Source organism: Bradyrhizobium sp. CW1 (genome assembly GCF_023100665.1).
GTDB lineage: Bacteria > Pseudomonadota > Alphaproteobacteria > Rhizobiales > Xanthobacteraceae > Bradyrhizobium > Bradyrhizobium canariense_D.
The window spans coordinates 3,600,493-3,616,442 of sequence record NZ_CP064684.1 but is presented as its reverse complement, the minus strand read 5'-3'; the positions used below and the strand labels follow the sequence as shown (position 1 = coordinate 3,616,442).

Sequence of the window (15,950 nt, the reverse complement as noted above, 5' to 3'; positions counted from 1 at the left end):
GCAGTTTAAGTATCGCGATGAAGCAGACGTAAACGCGCCCGCGCCAGGCGCGCACGACAAATGCAGGAAATCCCTATTTTGCAGGGACTTCTGCAATTCGTCAGATTCGGTTTACCTTGGGATTTTGGGAGAACGATAACCATTGCGCACGGTGACGCGCGTCCTGTGGTGTCCCCACCTGCTGTCGTCACCGTATTCCAGAGACAGCAATGGTCCCACGAGAAGCTGCGGGGTACTGGATCGCCCGGTCGGAGCCGGGCGATGACACCGCGAATGGAGAAGAGGTGCGCGAACTGCCTGCAATTGCGCTGCAGCCTCCCTGCTCAAGCAGGGCGCGCATATGAAGAAGTATATGGCTGGAAGCTCGACTGCGGCCATCCTTCGAGACGCCCGCCTGCGGCGGGCCCTCAGGATGAGGGATGAGGATGCGGCAGCATCAACGTAGATGGATGCAGCCGAGCCTCATCCGGAGGGGACCGCTAAGCGGTCCTCTCGAAGGACGAGGTGCTCGCTCAGGCGCCGCTGACGTCATATGCGACAACCCTGACTGCTCAAGGGCAGAACGGCCACATCGCGGTCAGATCAACGATGTCGGGATATGGGAATGCCGGCAATACCCCGGCCTCATGAGAACGAGGGCGTCGGCGAACACGTCAGGACCAGATTCCACGTTGGCCGAAGGCCGCCTGTGAAATTGCGGAGCCCCTTACGGAGAGCCGCACCGAACGAAGAAAACTTGTTTCTTCTGCCGGACCGGGCTTAGCGAGCGAACCCGCGAAGAGAACAATCCGACCGTTGACCTGATGTCTCGCCGACACCCTCTATCGTCGACCAGAACCTTTTGAGAGGCGCTGATGACGTGCCGGCTCTCTAGGAGCCGGCAACTTCAAAAAGCGAAGTTACTTCTTCTTGGCGACCTTGCGGGTCTTCTTCGCAGTCTTCTTCACTGCGCTCTTCGCCTTCTTCGCCTTCTTTGCCTTCTTAGCTTTCTTGGCCATGTTGCCCTCCGATGTGTGAGATGGCTTAATCGCTGCATGCAGTCGGGGATCGAGTGCACACTCATCCCGAATACACCAACACAACGAAAAAAACAGCGTCTCGCTTAAAGAAGTGTTGACGGCGAAACGCGCCTGCGCTGGCGAACGCGATGCAAACGGACTGCATGAGGTGTGCTTGCGATCGCAGAGAGTGCCCGCGGCATCGACGTTTGCAGAAGATGCGATTGTAGAAAAACACTATGCAGCAAGTATTTTCTTGCACGCGTGCATCGCGCACGATCGTTGCAATGATGCATCCTGCCGATCGCCCGAGCGCCTCGCGAAGGCGCTTCGCGGACTCTGAGTCGCGACTTTTGGCAACGAAAATATTTTCATGATTAACGGCGCGAGCGCTCGTCAGAGCGCGTGCAAGTCGCCGTTTTGCGCGAATCGCGTGACGGCGATTCGGTCGGCGTGTCGCGTTCGATCGGGATGAAGTTCGTCGCAGAGGATGTGCGCGAGCGTCGCATCGCGAACCGAAAGCGAGGTGACGACGCCTGTCCGTCACCTCGTTCGAACGCGCGAGGTCAGATGCCGAGCTTGGACTTGAGCAGCTCGTTGACGCTCTGCGGGTTGGCCTTGCCGCCGGATGCCTTCATCACCTGGCCGACGAACCAGCCGAGTGACTGCGGCTTGTCCTTGACCTGCGCCGCCTTGTCGGGATTGGCCGCGATGATGTCGTCGACAACCTTTTCGATCGCCGAAAGATCCGTGACCTGCTTCATGCCGCGGCTTTCGACCAGTGCGCGGGGATCGCCGCCCTCCTGCCAGACGATCTCGAACAGATCCTTGGCGATCTTGCCGGAGATCGTACCCTCGCCGATCAGGTCGATGATCCCTGAGAGCTGTGCGGCATCGACCGGAGAGTCCGTAATATCCCGGCCTTCCTTGTTGAGACGACCGAACAGCTCGTTGATCACCCAGTTCGCGGCGACCTTGCCGTCGCGCGCGCGGTTGGCGAGTTTCTCCAACACGGTCTCGTAGAACACGGCACTCTCGCGCTCGGCGACCAGCACGCTGGCGTCGTAGGCCGACAGGCCGAGATCCGCGACGAAGCGCGTCTTCTTCTGGTCCGGCAGCTCGGGCAGCTCAGCCTTCAACTCGTCGACGAAGCTTTGCGAAAACTCCAGCGGCAGCAGGTCGGGATCGGGGAAGTAGCGATAGTCGTGCGCCTCTTCCTTGGACCGCATCGACCGCGTCTCGCCCTTGTTGGGGTCGTAGAGCCGGGTCTCCTGGTCGATCGCGCCGCCGTCCTCGAGGATTTCGATCTGGCGCCGGGCCTCGTACTCGATCGCCTGGCCGATGAAATTGATCGAGTTCATGTTCTTGATCTCGCAGCGGGTGCCCAGCGGCGCGCCGGGCTTGCGCACGGAGACGTTGACGTCGGCGCGCAAGGATCCCTTCTCCATGTCGCCGTCGCAGGTGCCGAGATAGCGCAGGATCGAGCGCAGCTTGGTCACATAGGCCTTGGCCTGCTCGGCATCGCGGATGTCGGGTTTCGACACGATCTCCATCAGCGCTACGCCGCAGCGGTTGAGATCGACATAGGACATGGTCGGCGACTGATCGTGCAGCAATTTGCCGGCGTCCTGTTCCAGATGCAGCCGCTCGATGCCGATGGTGGCGGTCTTGCCGCCGTCCAGTTCGACCACGACCTCGCCTTCGCCGACGATCGGCGACTTGTACTGGCTGATCTGGTAGCCCTGCGGCGAGTCTGGATAGAAATAGTTCTTGCGGTCGAACACCGAGCGCAGATTGATCTGCGCGTTCAGCCCGAGGCCGGTCCGGACAGCTTGTCTGACGCATTCCTCATTGATCACAGGCAGCATGCCCGGCATCGCCGCGTCAACCAGCGACACATGCGAGTTCGGCTCGCCGCCGAATGCGGTGGGGGCGCCGGAGAACAGCTTCGCGTTCGACGTCACCTGAGCGTGGACCTCCAGGCCGATGACCATCTCCCAGTCACCGGTTGAGCCCTTGAGAAGTTTGTGGGGTGCGGCAGGTGCGTTCATGGCTTGCTCCCGAGCAGCGTGGCAGCGATCCGCTCCCACTCTGCCTGTAATGAATCCGTTGCCACGGGCTGGCCGGCCTGGCGGTACCAATAGCCGGCGTTGCCGAGGTCGCCCTCGACCCGGTGCAGATAGGCGTGCACCCAAGCGGCCGCGCGGCCGCTCTCGTCCTGGACGATCTTGTGCGCCTCGTCCCAGTCGCCCTTGGCGGCCCACCATAGTGCGGCAAGTGGAGCGCTGAGGTCCGGCGGCGGCGCGGCGCCGTCGAGGCTGGCGATATACGCCGCCATCTTCACCACCATTTCGCCGGCGTGAAGCGGCCGGCGGCCTGCTCGATCACCTCGCCGAGCGAGAACAGCGTCTCCTCGTCGAAGGGACGGCCGATCAGCTGCAGGCCGAGCGGCAGGCCCTGCGCATCCTTGCCGGCGGGCACAGCGATGCCCGGCAGGCCCGCCATGTTCACGGTCACCGTGAAGATGTCGTTGAGGTACATCTCGACGGGGTCCGCGCCGCCTTTCTCGCCGATGCCGAAGGCTGCCGACGGCGTCGCCGGCGTCAGGATCGCGTCGACGCCCTTGGCGAAGCAATCCTCAAAGTCCTTCTTGATCAGCGTGCGCACCTTCTGGGCGCGCAAATAATAGGCGTCGTAATAGCCGGCCGAGAGCACGTAGGTGCCGATCATGACGCGGCGCTTCACCTCAGCGCCAAAACCTTCTGCACGGGTGTTCTCGTAGAGTTCGTTGACGTTCCGGCCCTGCTCGCGCAGGCCGAAGCGCACGCCGTCATAGCGCGCGAGGTTGGAGGACGCCTCCGCCGGCGCCACGATGTAATAGGCCGGCAACGCGTATTTGGTGTGCGGCAGTGACACTTCAACGAGCTCGGCCCCGGCCGCTTTCAGCCAGGCCGCGCCCGCTTCCCAAAGCTTTTCGATCTCGGCCGGCATGCCGTCGAGACGGTATTCCTTGGGAATGCCGATCTTCATGCCCTTCACGGACTTGCCGATCGCGGCCTCGTAGTCCGGCACGGCTATGTCGACCGAGGTCGTGTCCTTGGGATCGTGGCCAGCCATCGAGCGCAGCAGCATCGCGGCATCGCGCGTGCTGCGCGCGATCGGACCAGCCTGGTCCAGCGAGGAGGCAAAGGCGACGATGCCCCAGCGCGAGCAGCGGCCATAGGTTGGCTTGATGCCGACGGTCGCGGTGAACGCCGCCGGCTGGCGGATCGAGCCGCCGGTGTCGGTCGCGGTCGCGCCCATGCAGAGCAGAGCCGCCACGGCGGAGGCCGAGCCGCCAGACGAGCCGCCCGGCACCAGCGTCGTGTTGGAGCCATCACGCCGCCAGGGATTGCCGACCGGGCCGAAGCACGAGGTCTCGTTCGACGAGCCCATCGCGAACTCGTCATTGTTGAGCTTGCCCAGCATCACCGCACCATCGCGCCACAGCTGCGAGGTGATCGTGGACTCGTAAGTCGGCACGAAGTTGCCGAGGATTTTCGAGCACGCCGTGGTGCGCACGCCCTTGGTCGCGAACAGGTCCTTGATCCCGAGCGGAATGCCGGCGAGCGGCCCCGCGTCACCCTTGGCGATCTTCTCGTCGACGGCCTTCGCCATGTCGCGCGCGCGGTCGGGCGTCTCCATGACGAAAGCATTGAGCACGCGCGCGGCTTCGATCGCGTTCAGATGCGCGTCGGTCAGCTCGAGGGACGTGAAAGTCTTTGCCGCGAGGCCCTTGCGGGCCTCCGCGAGCGTCAGCGATGTCAAATCGGTCATTTATTAATCGGGCTGCAGAAGAACGGAGACAGGGATTTGTCGTTGGCCGGGTCGTCTTTCTTGGCGGCCGCTTTCGCAGCCGCCTCGATCTCGTCGAGCACGGCATTGACGGCGACGTTGGGGTCGGCAGCCTTGCCCTGCCGCTCCATCTTGTCGAGATAGTTCATGTAAGCCTGATAGGCCTTCTCGTCGTCGCAAAGCATGCACATCGGACCACGTCCTAAAAGTTACTCGACGACCTTCGGCACCAGAAAGAAGTGGCCTTCGATCGCGGGCGCGTTGGCAACGATATCGTCGGCGATCTCGCCGTCATTGACCACATCCCGCCGCTTCTTCATCTGCATCGGGGTGACCGAGGTCATGGGCTCCACGCCCTCGACATTGACCTCCGAGAGCTGCTCGACAAAGGCGAGCATGGCGTTGAGCTCGCCCTGCAGATGCGGAACCTCGCCCTCTGAAACCGCAATGCGCGCCAGATGCGCGATGCGGCGGACGGTAGCGGCGTCGACGGACATTATATAAGGCCTCTCACGGCAAAAACCTATGTGCCGTATAGCAGAGGCCGCTTTTGCGCCGCAACCGGCGCCAGCGCATGATCCGGAAAAGTGTGAAGGGGTTTTCCGAAAAGATCATGCGCAAACAAGATCCTAAAGCACGATGAGGCTTCGCCCGAAGCTCATCGCGCTTTAGGGACCTATCCGCCCAACGCCTTCATCCGGGCAAGCGCCGATTTGGCGAGATCCCGGGTCAGTTCAGCTGCCGGGACCTCGCGGCCCAGGGCGATCGCCTGCCCGGCCCAGAGATTGGTGAAATCCACCCTGCCCTGCTTCTCGGCCGCAGCCTTGAGCGGTCCCAGCGCCGTTGCGGCATGGGGAAATGGCGGCGCGTCCGGCGAAATCGGGCCGGCCTCGCGCATTAGGCGGTTCTGAACGCCGCGCGCCGGCCGCCCGGTCATGACATTGGTAATGACGGTGGAATCATCCTGTCCCTCGGCGAGCGCCGCACGGGCCGCCGCACTGACCTTGGATTCCGGGCAGCGCAGATAGGCACTTCCGATCTGCACGCCGGCCGCGCCGAGCGCGAAGGCGGCTGCAATGCCGCGGCCATCCGCAACGCCGCCGGCCGCAATCACTGGGACCTTCACCGCGTCGACCACCTGCGGCACCAGCGCAAAGGTGCCGGGCTGTTCCGAGATCTTGTCGGTCAGGAACATGCCGCGATGGCCGCCGGCCTCCGCGCCTTGGGCAATGACGGCATCAGCTCCGTGCTGCTCGAGCCAGACCGCTTCGCTCACAGTGGTCGCCGACGAGATGACGAGACATCCTGCCGCCTTGACCCGCTTGAGCAGCGCGGCCTCGGGCAGACCGAAATGGAAGCTGACGATCTCCGGCTTCAGCTCCTCCACAACCTCGCAGAAGCCGGCGTCGAACGGCGCGCGGTTCGCGGCATTGATGGGTGCGGCGGGATCGAGGCCATGCTCATTGTAGTAGCCCGCGAGGCGCTGCTTCCAGCGCGCCTCCGCCTCGGCCGTGAGCTCGACCGGTGTGTGGCAGAAGAAATTCATGTTCACCGGCGCGGAGACGCGCTGCCGGATGATGTTGACCTGCTCGCGCGCTTTCTCCGGCGACAGCATCGCGCTCGGCAGCGAGCCGAGGCCCCCGCCTTGCGCAACGGCGATCACCAGCTCCGCGTCCATCACGCCGGCCATCGGCGCCAGCACGATCGGGAATTCGGTCTTGAAGAGATCGATCAATCGACGGTTCGGCCACATGGTTGTTCTCTCGCAGTTTAGGCGGACGCGCTGGAATTACGCCGGCCGGTTCGCAGTTGCTCGGCCTCGGTCGCGATCCGTTCGACGATTTCGGCGGCGGACGGAATATCATGGATCAGGCCGACGGCCTCGCCGGCAAAGACCGCGGCGACCTCGAAATTGCCCGCGGCCCTTGCCGCGGCATATTCGACGGTCACCTCGGCGGCGCGCTGCATCAGCTCGACCTCGCGGCCGGTCCAGCGCCTGATATGATCATTGACCAGCGTTCGCGCGGTGAACGGGGCCGGCCAGAACAGGCTGCGCGACCAGTCGACGATGACGCCGCGCACCGTGTCATTGGGATCAGCGTCGCGAATGCGCTGCTTGGCTTCCTCCGCGCCATTGGCCTCCACGCTCGCATAGAAGCGCGTGCCGATCAGCACGCCGGAGGCGCCCAGCATCATCATCGCGGCGAGCCCGCGACCATCGGCAATTCCGCCGGCGGCAACCACCGGCACGCGGCCGGCCGTGAGATCGACGATCGCAGGTACGATATCGACGGTTGTGCGCAATGCGCCGTGACCGCCGGCTTCGGTACCCTGCGCGATCAGGATGTCCGCACCGGCATCGAGCGCCTGCTTCGCCATGTCCTCGCTCTGCACCTGGCAGATCAAGCGCGCCCCGCACGCCCTGATGCGCGCTGCAAATGGTGCGGGATCGCCGAATGACAGCATGATCGCTTGCGGATTGGCGTCGAGTGCGATGTCGAGAAGTCTTGGCTGTCTTGCCAGGCTCCACGTGATGAAGCCGATACCGAACGAAGCAAAGCCCCTCAGTTGCCTGGTCTCGGCCTCGAGCCGTTCCTGATCGCCGTAGCCACCACCCAGGATCCCGAAGCCGCCGGCCTCGCTGACAGCCCGTGTCAGCCGGCTGCCGGCGATCGTGTCCATTGGAGCCAGCAGGATCGGATGTTTGATCCCCAGGAGCTGGGTCAGCGGCGTGGTGATCGGCATGGCTCCTCCGCTCTCGACACAAACATTAGTCCAGAATACCATTCTCTAAAATTGAATTCTAACGAACGCTACCATCTCAAAAGAGAAACGATATTATGGAACTCAGCGACATCCAGACCTTCGCTGCCGTCGCCCGGACCGGGGGCATCACCCGTGCTGCCGAAGAGCTCAACACGGTGCAGTCGAACGTCACCCAGCGCGTGAAGGCACTGGAAGCCGAGATCGGCACGCCGCTGTTCGAACGCCATAGCCGCGGCATGACCCTGACCGGCGCGGGCAAGCGCCTTTTGCCCTACGCGCAACGGATGTCCGCACTAGCGCGCGAGGCCGTACTCGCGGCCTGCGACGACGGCGAGCCCAAGGGACCGCTCGCGATCGGCTCGATGGAAACGACCGCGGCGGTGCGGCTGCCGCCGCTGTTGGCCGATTTTCATCGCCGCTTTCCCGCCGTCCGGCTGAGCCTGCGCACCGCACCCACCGCCGACCTCGTCGCCTGCGTGCTCGAAGGCACGCTCGACGGCGCCTTCGTCGCAGGCCCGATCGTGCATGCCGATCTCACCGCGACAAGCGCGTTCCGCGAAGAGCTGGTGCTGGTCAGTGCGCGGCGCTGGGCCACGCTCGCCGAGCTGCGCGCCGGCACGCCGGACTCGGGCCCGACCGCACTGACGTTCCGCACGGGCTGCACCTACCGGCAGCGGCTGGAACAGATCTTTGTCGAGTTCGGCTGGCCGTCAGCCGCACGCTTCGAACTCGGCACGCTCGACGGCATGATCGGCTGTGTCGCCGCCGACATGGGCGTGACACTGCTGCCGCGCGCCGTGGTCGAACGCAGTGCGATCAACGGCAGCGTCTCGATCCACGCGCTGAGCCATTCGCACGCGCAGGTCGAGACGCTCTTCATCCAGCGTCGTGCCGGACATCAAACCAGTGCACTGAACGGGTTTGCCGCCTGCCTGAAGCAAGACGACGACGTCATCGCGGCCTGAGATGCCAGCGCCGCAGCGCCACGACGGCCCAGATCGCCTCGACCACGCCAAACGGCCAGGCCCCTTGCAGGAAGCCGTAAGCCGAACCGAGCACGCAGGCCATTGCGAACGTCAGCACGAACCAGTGGCTGCGGTCTTCCAGGGCGTAAGCGACCAGCATCGCTGTCACGGCGAACAAGCCGAATAATGTCAGCGCATCCATGTTCCGGGTTCACTCCGTAGCGCGACGCGTGATATGCGCTAACACCATGCCGGCTCTTATCCTGCCTCTCGTCGATGCTGCAACCCACTGGCCCGAACGCGGCGGGTTGGTCGGCCTTGATCTCGGCACCAAGACAATTGGCGTTGCCGTCTCCAATCCAGACCGCCGGTTAGCTACCGGCGTCGAAACGATCCAGCGCAAGGCGTTCAAGCAGGATGCCGCCCGGCTGCTCGCGATCGCCAGTGAACGCAAGGCCGTCGGCTTCGTGCTGGGCCTGCCCATCAACATGGACGGCAGCGAGGGCCCGCGCGCGCAATCGACCCGCGCGTTTGCCCGCAACCTCGCCGGTCTGACCGCGCTGCCCATCGGCCTCTGGGACGAGCGCCTGTCGACCGCCGCGGTCGAGCGCGAGCTGATCGGCATGGATGTCAGCCGCGCCAAGCGCGCCGAAGTGATCGACGAGCACGCCGCGATCTTCATCCTGCAAGGCGCGCTCGACCGCCTCGCCAATCTGCGCGCAGCCCCGGGGCCTGACTGATCCATGGCCGTCGTGATTGCGGCGCTCCTCCCCGTCTTTATCCTGATCGTGCTCGGCGTGGTGCTGAAGCGCACCCTGATGCGGCTCGATACGCAATGGAACGGGCTTGAGCGGCTGACCTATTTCGTGCTGTTTCCGATGCTGCTGATCCAGACGCTGGTGAAGGCCGACCTGTCCAAGGTCCCGGTCGCAGGCGTCGGCGGCGCGCTGCTGCTCTCGGCGCTCGCGATGTCGCTGCTCTGCCTCGCGCTCCGCCCCGCCCTGTCGCGGCTCGATATCGACGGCCCCGCCTTCACCTCGATCTTCCAGGGCGCGATCCGCTGGCAGACCTATGTGGCGCTGTCCGTCTCCGCCAATATGTTCGGCGAGGTCGGGCTGGCGCTCGCCTCCGTCGCGATGGTGGCAATCATTCCGCTGGTCAACGTCCTCAGCGTCGCGGTGCTCGCGCACTACGCAGCGCCGAAGAAGCAATCCGCGCGCACCGTTGTCATGACGGTTGTCCGCAATCCCCTGATCTGGGCCTGCGTGATCGGGCTCGTCGTCAACGTCATCCACCTGCCGTTGCCGAAGATCTGGCATGAGGTGGCGGACGCACTCGGCCGCTCCTCGCTCGCCATCGGCCTGCTCGTCACCGGCGCCGGACTGCATCTTGAAGGCCTGCTCCGTCCCAGCGCGGGCGCGGCTATCGGCGTGGTGTTCAAGCTGGTGCTGATGCCCGCGGTCGCGCTGGTGCTCGCCGTCTGGTTCGGACTATCCGGCGACAGCCTCGCGATCGTCGCGATCTGCGCCGCGGTGCCGACCTCCACCAGCGCCTATGTGCTGGCCCGCCAGATGGGCGGCGATGCCCCGCTGCTGGCGCAGATCATCACGCTGCAGACGATTTTGGCGGCGATCACGATGCCGATCGCGATCGCGCTGGTGGCCTAACTCCCCAGCCACATCGTCAGCACCACCGCCGTCAGATTGTTCAGCGCGTGCAGCACGATCGTGAGCCAGAGCGAGCTGCTGCGGTAACGCATGTAGCCGAACCACAGGCCGATGGAGAAGACCTCGGCGAGGAAGTACAGGTCGTATTGCAGATGCACGACCGTCCACACCAGCGACGACAGGATGATGGCGCCGGGCACGCGCAGGAAGCTCGCAGACCAGCCGCGAAACAGAAAGCCGCGGGCGAGGACCTCTTCGGACATCGGCGCTGCCACGCTGAAGGCGAACAGCAGCATCAGCGCCGCGCCCTTGTCGCGACCGGATTTCAACAGGTCGGTCATGAAGCCCGGCGTCGCCTCGCGGCCCAGACTCCGCGACATCGTCTCCCAGGCGACCACGATCAGGATCAGCCCGACCGCGCCGAACAGGAGTTGCTTCCAGGACGGCCAATAGAACGCGAGATAGTCGACGAAGGAGGCCTTCTTGATGCGGATGGCCAGCCACACGGCGGCCAGCGTCGCCGGCAGGCCCATCGTGACCGAAAACGCGAGCGACGCCGGCTCGCGACCGATGTGCTGCATCGATGCGAGGTCGATTGGGTCACGGGCGACCCAGACCAGATAGACGATGGCCCCGATCTGCCCGACGAACATGGCTGCGAAGATGGCGATGCCCCACAGCGCCGTGCCCCAGAACTTCCAGACTCGCGGCGGCGCCGGCGTCTCGGTGAGCGGCGGCAGATCGGGATTGAGGGAGTCCATCAGGAGGCTTTCGTTTGGCAGGCTCACGGCAGCGCCCGCTCCAGCAGCGTGCGCACGTCGCCGCTCTCGAGCTCGACCGCGCCGTACATGCTGGCGTGGTTCGTGGCGAGGCGCGTGGCGGCGAACAGTTCTGCTTGACGCGGTGACACGCCGTTGAGCGCGGCGGCGGCCGCAAGCAGCGCCAGCTTCTCGACCGCAAGGCGCGCTACGCGCTCGCCGTCCGGGCGGCCGAAGGTCTTGCCGATGAATCCCGCCGTCTCGCCTGCCCCTGGCAGACCTTTGGTCTCGGCAGCAAGCGCTTGCAGGACCGACATCGCTGCCTCCGGCTCGCGCGAGAGCGCGCGCAGCACGTCGAGACACATGACGTTGCCCGAGCCCTCCCAGATCGCATTGACCGGCGACTCCCGGTAGTGCCGCGCCAGAATGCCGTCCTCGACATAGCCGTTGCCGCCGAGGCATTCCATGGCTTCGTAGAGAAACGGCGGCGCGCTCTTGCAGGTCCAGTATTTGATCGCAGGCGTCAGCAGCCGCATGTAGGCGGCCTCCGCCGGATCGAGCGGCGTCCGATCGAAGGCGCGGCAGAGCCGCATCACCACAGCCGTGCTCGCCTCCACATGCAGCGCCATGTCCGAGAGTACCGCCTGCATCAGCGGCTGATCGGCGAGATGTTTCTGGAACACGCTGCGGTGCCGGGTGTGATGCAGCGCGTGGGCGAGCCCCGAGCGCATCAGGCCGACCGAGGCGATCGCGCAATCCTGCCGCGTCATTTGCACCATCTGGATGATGGTACGGATGCCCTTGCCCTCATCGCCGACGGCTTCCGCATAGGCACCGACGAACTCAACCTCGGACGACGCGTTGGAGCGGTTGCCGAGCTTGTCCTTCAGCCGCTGGAACTGGATCGCGTTCACCGAACCATCCGGCGCGAAGCGCGGCATGAAGAAACAGGTCAGTCCCTGGTCCGCCTGCGCCAGCACCAGGAAGGCGTCGCACATCGGCGCCGACATGAACCATTTGTGGCCGGTGATACGGTAGGCGCCTCCCTCGCGCACCGCGCGCGTCATGTTGGCGCGCACGTCGGTACCGCCCTGCTTCTCGGTCATGCCCATGCCGAGCGTCATACCGCGCTTCTCCCACCACGGCGCGAAGCTGGGATCGTAGCTTTTCGTCGACAGCACCGGCATGACCTTGGCGCGCAGATCAGGCTGCATCGCCAGCGCCGCAACGGAGGCGCGCGTCATCGTGATCGGGCAGAGATGGCCGGTCTCGACCTGCGAGGCCATGTAGAATTTTGCCGCGCGGATGACCTCTGCGGCATCACCCGCGGGTCTTCCATCCGCAGTCCAAGTCGAATTGTGCACGCCGGCACGGGCGCTGTGAGCCATCAGCTCGTGATAGGCCGGATGAAACTCGACCTGGTCGCGCCGATTGCCCTTGGCATCGAAGGTGCGCAGCTTCGGCGTGTTCTCGTTCGCGACGCGCCCCCGATCGACCATCGCAGCCGAGCCCCAATGCTTGCCGAACTCCGAGAGCTCCGGTTCCGCCGCCGCAGCGCCATTGGCCCTGACCGCCGCGACCAGCGGCTGGTCCGCGGCGAACAGATCGACGTCCTCGAACGGCGGCGACTGGTTGAAGACCTCGTGGGTCGCGAAGCTGGGCTGGGTCATCTCGTGTCCTCGGCGCGGAATCAGTTCCGCCGCGGCTGGATCGGGAAATCATAGGCCGCACCGCCCGCTCCCGGCAGCGAAAAGTGCCACCACTCCTTTGCATAGTTCACAAAGCCTTGCCTTGCCATCGCAGCCACCAGCCGCTTGCGCCAGGCGCGCTGATCCGGACTGATCGTTGGTGCGGCGGTATGCCCTTTCACGTCGGTGCAGTCATAGCCGGTGCCCATGTCGACGCTGCCCTCCGGCAATCGCGCCTCGACCGGTGCCGTGCAGTCCGCGTAGGTCTTTGACGGGTCGTATTTGCCTGAATTGTCGGCGTTGAGATCGACCAGCGTGAGATCGAGCGCTGCGCCCGTCGAATGCTGCGAGCGGCTTGCGATGTAGCCGAGGCGGAACAGCTCGGTCTTGGGAATTTTGGGATTGTAGCGCCGCTCGGCGGCCGTCTCGTGGCCGTTCTGCGACCACCTGACCATGTCGAGCGAGGCCCGCGCCGGCCGGTAGCAGTCGAACATTTTCAGTGAGAGATTTTGCGCCGCCAGTTCCTGCTGGACCGCCTTCAGCCGCAGCCCAACCTCCCGCTTCACCACGCACTCGCCGGCCCCGTAGCCGGCGAGCGGACGGCCGACGAAATTGTTCGAGGTGGCGTAGCGGATGTCCTGGATGATGCTGGGCTCGATGTCGTGCAAATAGACGAAACCGCCGGGAAGCGATTGGGCGTGGGCCCCGGAAACAAAAGCCGCGACCAAGAGCGCTGTTAGAGTTGTTTTCAGCGGAAATCTCCCCTTCGTCATGGCCGGGCTTGTCCCGGCCATCCACGCCTTTTCTGCGACAGCACCTTAAGAACGTGGATGCCCGGGACGTCTAGCGCGAAGACGCGCTTCGCGCTTCTGCCCGGGCATGACGGAGAAGACGGGGACAGCTCACGCCAGCGATAAGACCGACAGATCGGGGGATAACTCCCCGCCCGGGCTTTGGCCCTTGCCCCCCCGGCCATCCCCGCCTATAGCTCTCGCTTTAATGACATCGAAATCGACCTTCGTCCTCGGCCACCGGCATTTGCTGGGCATCGAGGGCCTTTCCGCGGCCGACATCACCGGCCTCCTCGACCTGTCCGAAGAATATGTCGAGCTCAACCGCCAGGTTGACAAGAAGCGCACCGTCCTGCGTGGACGGACCCAGGTGAACCTCTTCTTCGAGGCGTCCACCCGGACCCAATCCTCGTTCGAGCTCGCCGGCAAACGGCTGGGCGCCGACGTCATGAACATGTCGGTGTCCTCCTCGTCCATCAAAAAGGGCGAGACGCTGGTCGACACCGCCATGACGCTCAACGCCATGCATCCGGATATCCTGGTGGTGCGCCATCACGCCTCCGGCGCGGTGGAACTGCTGGCCCGCAAGGTCGACGGTTCCGTGATCAATGCCGGCGACGGCGCGCATGAGCATCCGACACAAGCCCTGCTCGACGCGCTGACCATTCGCCGCAACAAGGGCCGGCTCGAGGGCCTCGTGGTCGCGATCTGCGGCGACGTGCTGCATTCGCGCGTGGCCCGCTCCAACATCATCCTGCTCAACGCGATGGGCGCCCGCGTCCGCGTCGTCGGCCCCTCCACACTGCTGCCGCCCGGCATCGAGCGGATGGGCGTCGAGGTCGCGCGCGACATGCGCGAGGGGCTCAACGGCGCCGACATCGTCATGATGTTGCGGCTCCAGCGCGAGCGCATGAACGGCTCCTTCGTGCCGTCGACCTCCGAGTATTTCCATTATTTCGGGCTGGACCAGAAGAAGCTCGCCTACGCCAAGCCAGACGCCCTTGTCATGCATCCCGGCCCCATGAACCGCGGCGTCGAAATCGACACCGCGGTCGCGGACGGCGCGCAGTCCCTGATCCGCGAACAGGTGGAGATGGGCGTGGCCGTGCGCATGGCGGTGCTGGAAGCGCTCGCCCGCAACCTGCCGAACGCGTGATGCTCATGTTGACCGACCGCCGACCCATCCTGCTTGCCAATGCCCGCGTCGTCGACCCCAGCAGGGATTTCGATGGCGCCGGCGATGTCCTGATTGCCGACGGCATCATCCGGGAGACCCGCCGCGGCATTGGCGCTGCCGGCGTCCCCGAGGGCACCGACGTCGTCAACTGCGCCGGCAAGATCGTCGCACCCGGCCTGATCGACATGCGCGCCTTCGTCGGCGAGCCGGGCTTCAGCCATCGCGAGACCTTTGCGTCCGCGAGCCAGGCGGCTGCGACCGGCGGCATCACCACCATCATCTGCCAGCCCGATACCCTGCCGGTGATCGACAACTCGGCGACCGTCGACTTCGTGATGCGTCGCGCCCGTGACACCGCGATCGTCAACATCCAGCCGATGGCGGCGCTGACCAAGGGAATGCACGGCGAGGAGATGACCGAGTTCGGCCTCCTCAAGGCAGCAGGCGCGATCGCCTTCAGCGACTGCGACAAGAGCGTGAGCAATGCGCAGGTGATGCGCCGCGCGCTGACCTACGCGCGCGATTTCGACGCGCTGATCGTGCACTACACCGAGGACCGCGATCTCGTCGGCGAAGGCGTGATGAACGAGGGCGAGTTCGCCTCGCGGCTCGGCCTGATGGGCATCCCGAACGCGGCGGAAGCCGTGATGCTGGAGCGCGACATGCGCCTGGTCGCACTCACCGGCGGCCGCTATCACGCGGCGTCGCTGACCTGCATCGAGTCGCTCGACGTGCTCAAGCGCGCCCGCGACGCCGGCCTCGCCGTGACGGCCTCAGCCTCGATCAACCACCTTGCGCTGAACGAGAACGACATCGGCCCTTACCGTTCGTTCCTGAAGCTGTCGCCGCCGCTGCGCACCGAGGACGACCGCCGCGCGCTGGTCGCCGCCGTCGCCTCCGGCCTCGTCGACGTCATCATGTCCGACCACAACCCGCAGGACGTCGAGGTCAAGCGCCTGCCTTTCGCAGAAGCAGCCCCCGGCGCCATCGGGCTGGAGACCATGCTCCCGGCGGGCCTGCGCCTCGTGCACAATGACGAATTGGACCTCAAGACGCTGATCCGGGCGATGTCGACCCGGCCGGCCGAGATTTTGGGATTGCCTGGCGGAACCCTGCGCACGGGCAGCCCCGCCGACGTCATCGTGATCGACCCCGATGTGCCCTGGGTGGTCGATCCCGCCGACCTCAAATCGCCCTGCAAGAACACGCCGTTCGACGAGGCCCGCTTTACAGGCCGCGTGGTGCGCACCATTGTCGGCGGACGGACAGTGTACGAGCATGTCTGACGTGCGGAGCTGCAGCCAGG

At 65.0% G+C, this 15,950-nt stretch carries 16 protein-coding genes; 5 read left to right on the top strand and 11 right to left on the bottom strand.

Features of this window, described 5'->3' with window-relative positions:
* Positions 1–1,564: 1,564 nt before the first annotated feature.
* The 7 genes from gatB to IVB54_RS17705 form a co-directional block, all read right to left on the bottom strand.
* Positions 1,565–3,049 carry an Asp-tRNA(Asn)/Glu-tRNA(Gln) amidotransferase subunit GatB gene (gatB, locus tag IVB54_RS17735; protein ID WP_204511383.1) on the bottom strand — a complete coding sequence of 495 codons (1,485 nt, stop codon included), beginning with the start codon at positions 3,047–3,049 and terminating at the stop codon, positions 1,565–1,567.
* Positions 3,046–3,348 carry a hypothetical protein gene (locus tag IVB54_RS17730; protein ID WP_085383246.1) on the bottom strand — a complete coding sequence of 101 codons (303 nt, stop codon included), beginning with the start codon at positions 3,346–3,348 and terminating at the stop codon, positions 3,046–3,048. Before IVB54_RS17730 ends, gatB begins: the two co-directional genes overlap by 4 nt.
* Positions 3,339–4,814 (bottom strand): Asp-tRNA(Asn)/Glu-tRNA(Gln) amidotransferase subunit GatA, encoded by a 1,476-nt coding sequence (gene gatA / locus IVB54_RS17725; RefSeq protein WP_085351415.1) that lies wholly within the window; start codon positions 4,812–4,814, stop codon positions 3,339–3,341. Before gatA ends, IVB54_RS17730 begins: the two co-directional genes overlap by 10 nt.
* On the bottom strand, positions 4,811–5,023 hold the full coding sequence (locus IVB54_RS17720) for a hypothetical protein (RefSeq protein ID WP_007611210.1): 213 nt from the start codon (positions 5,021–5,023) through the stop codon (positions 4,811–4,813). The genes gatA and IVB54_RS17720 overlap by 4 nt, the downstream gene beginning before the upstream one ends.
* 18 nt (positions 5,024–5,041) lie before the next feature.
* Positions 5,042–5,329, bottom strand: coding sequence for an Asp-tRNA(Asn)/Glu-tRNA(Gln) amidotransferase subunit GatC (gatC, locus tag IVB54_RS17715; RefSeq protein ID WP_247298801.1), 288 nt, complete (start codon positions 5,327–5,329; stop codon positions 5,042–5,044).
* A 179-nt stretch (positions 5,330–5,508) separates the two neighbouring features.
* Complete coding sequence (locus IVB54_RS17710) at positions 5,509–6,585, bottom strand: nitronate monooxygenase family protein (protein ID WP_085351413.1); 1,077 nt, start codon at positions 6,583–6,585, stop codon at positions 5,509–5,511.
* A 17-nt stretch (positions 6,586–6,602) separates the two neighbouring features.
* The gene (locus IVB54_RS17705; RefSeq protein WP_247384538.1) at positions 6,603–7,577 is read right to left on the bottom strand and encodes a nitronate monooxygenase; all 975 of its coding nucleotides are present in this window, start codon (positions 7,575–7,577) and stop codon (positions 6,603–6,605) included.
* Positions 7,578–7,672: 95 nt separating this feature from the next.
* Between IVB54_RS17705 and IVB54_RS17700 the strand changes: the two genes are divergently transcribed.
* Positions 7,673–8,563, top strand: a complete 891-nt coding sequence (locus tag IVB54_RS17700; protein ID WP_247384535.1) for a LysR family transcriptional regulator — start codon at positions 7,673–7,675, stop codon at positions 8,561–8,563.
* On the opposite strand, the gene IVB54_RS17695 is transcribed toward IVB54_RS17700, so the two are convergent.
* On the bottom strand, positions 8,550–8,765 hold the full coding sequence (locus tag IVB54_RS17695) for a hypothetical protein (RefSeq protein WP_247338487.1): 216 nt from the start codon (positions 8,763–8,765) through the stop codon (positions 8,550–8,552). The genes IVB54_RS17700 and IVB54_RS17695 overlap by 14 nt on opposite strands.
* Positions 8,766–8,811: 46 nt before the next feature.
* On the opposite strand from IVB54_RS17695, the gene ruvX reads away from it, so the two are divergent.
* Complete coding sequence (gene ruvX, locus IVB54_RS17690; RefSeq protein ID WP_007603328.1) at positions 8,812–9,303, top strand: Holliday junction resolvase RuvX; 492 nt, start codon at positions 8,812–8,814, stop codon at positions 9,301–9,303.
* A 3-nt stretch (positions 9,304–9,306) separates the two neighbouring features.
* Positions 9,307–10,230 carry an AEC family transporter gene (locus IVB54_RS17685; protein ID WP_247369740.1) on the top strand — a complete coding sequence of 308 codons (924 nt, stop codon included), beginning with the start codon at positions 9,307–9,309 and terminating at the stop codon, positions 10,228–10,230.
* On the opposite strand, the gene IVB54_RS17680 is transcribed toward IVB54_RS17685, so the two are convergent.
* Genes IVB54_RS17680 through IVB54_RS17670 form a run of 3 tightly spaced genes read right to left on the bottom strand, consistent with a single transcriptional unit; the run spans position 10,227 to position 13,449 of the window.
* Positions 10,227–10,991: a type II CAAX endopeptidase family protein gene (locus IVB54_RS17680; RefSeq protein ID WP_018458318.1), complete on the bottom strand. Its 765-nt coding sequence runs from the start codon at positions 10,989–10,991 to the stop codon at positions 10,227–10,229. The two genes, IVB54_RS17685 and IVB54_RS17680, sit on opposite strands and share 4 nt — an antisense overlap.
* Before the next feature lie 23 nt (positions 10,992–11,014).
* Positions 11,015–12,658 (bottom strand): acyl-CoA dehydrogenase family protein, encoded by a 1,644-nt coding sequence (locus IVB54_RS17675; protein ID WP_247777399.1) that lies wholly within the window; start codon positions 12,656–12,658, stop codon positions 11,015–11,017.
* 20 nt (positions 12,659–12,678) lie between these two features.
* Entirely contained in the window at positions 12,679–13,449 is a 771-nt protein-coding gene (locus tag IVB54_RS17670; RefSeq protein WP_247369736.1) for a M15 family metallopeptidase, read from the bottom strand.
* A 226-nt stretch (positions 13,450–13,675) separates the two neighbouring features.
* On the opposite strand from IVB54_RS17670, the gene IVB54_RS17665 reads away from it, so the two are divergent.
* Positions 13,676–14,623, top strand: coding sequence for an aspartate carbamoyltransferase catalytic subunit (locus tag IVB54_RS17665; protein WP_007603315.1), 948 nt, complete (start codon positions 13,676–13,678; stop codon positions 14,621–14,623).
* Positions 14,623–15,930 carry a dihydroorotase gene (locus IVB54_RS17660; protein WP_247777396.1) on the top strand — a complete coding sequence of 436 codons (1,308 nt, stop codon included), beginning with the start codon at positions 14,623–14,625 and terminating at the stop codon, positions 15,928–15,930. Before IVB54_RS17665 ends, IVB54_RS17660 begins: the two co-directional genes overlap by 1 nt.
* Positions 15,931–15,950: the final 20 nt, after the last annotated feature.

Bases quoted from the DNA above. Each gene is read 5' to 3' on its own strand.
- IVB54_RS17705 (WP_247384538.1), bottom strand. From the start codon at position 7,577: ATGCCGATCACCACGCCGCTGACCCAGCTCCTGGGGATCAAACATCCG.
- IVB54_RS17660 (WP_247777396.1), top strand. From the start codon at position 14,623: ATGCTCATGTTGACCGACCGCCGACCCATCCTGCTTGCCAATGCCCGC.
- IVB54_RS17665 (WP_007603315.1), top strand. From the start codon at position 13,676: ATGACATCGAAATCGACCTTCGTCCTCGGCCACCGGCATTTGCTGGGC.
- IVB54_RS17730 (WP_085383246.1), bottom strand. From the start codon at position 3,348: ATGGTGGTGAAGATGGCGGCGTATATCGCCAGCCTCGACGGCGCCGCG.
- IVB54_RS17695 (WP_247338487.1), bottom strand. From the start codon at position 8,765: ATGGATGCGCTGACATTATTCGGCTTGTTCGCCGTGACAGCGATGCTG.
- IVB54_RS17670 (WP_247369736.1), bottom strand. From the start codon at position 13,449: ATGACGAAGGGGAGATTTCCGCTGAAAACAACTCTAACAGCGCTCTTG.
- gatC (WP_247298801.1), bottom strand. From the start codon at position 5,329: ATGTCCGTCGACGCCGCTACCGTCCGCCGCATCGCGCATCTGGCGCGC.
- IVB54_RS17700 (WP_247384535.1), top strand. From the start codon at position 7,673: ATGGAACTCAGCGACATCCAGACCTTCGCTGCCGTCGCCCGGACCGGG.
- ruvX (WP_007603328.1), top strand. From the start codon at position 8,812: ATGCCGGCTCTTATCCTGCCTCTCGTCGATGCTGCAACCCACTGGCCC.
- gatA (WP_085351415.1), bottom strand. From the start codon at position 4,814: ATGACCGATTTGACATCGCTGACGCTCGCGGAGGCCCGCAAGGGCCTC.
- IVB54_RS17675 (WP_247777399.1), bottom strand. From the start codon at position 12,658: ATGACCCAGCCCAGCTTCGCGACCCACGAGGTCTTCAACCAGTCGCCG.
- gatB (WP_204511383.1), bottom strand. From the start codon at position 3,049: ATGAACGCACCTGCCGCACCCCACAAACTTCTCAAGGGCTCAACCGGT.
- IVB54_RS17685 (WP_247369740.1), top strand. From the start codon at position 9,307: ATGGCCGTCGTGATTGCGGCGCTCCTCCCCGTCTTTATCCTGATCGTG.
- IVB54_RS17720 (WP_007611210.1), bottom strand. From the start codon at position 5,023: ATGTGCATGCTTTGCGACGACGAGAAGGCCTATCAGGCTTACATGAAC.
- IVB54_RS17710 (WP_085351413.1), bottom strand. From the start codon at position 6,585: ATGTGGCCGAACCGTCGATTGATCGATCTCTTCAAGACCGAATTCCCG.
- IVB54_RS17680 (WP_018458318.1), bottom strand. From the start codon at position 10,991: ATGGACTCCCTCAATCCCGATCTGCCGCCGCTCACCGAGACGCCGGCG.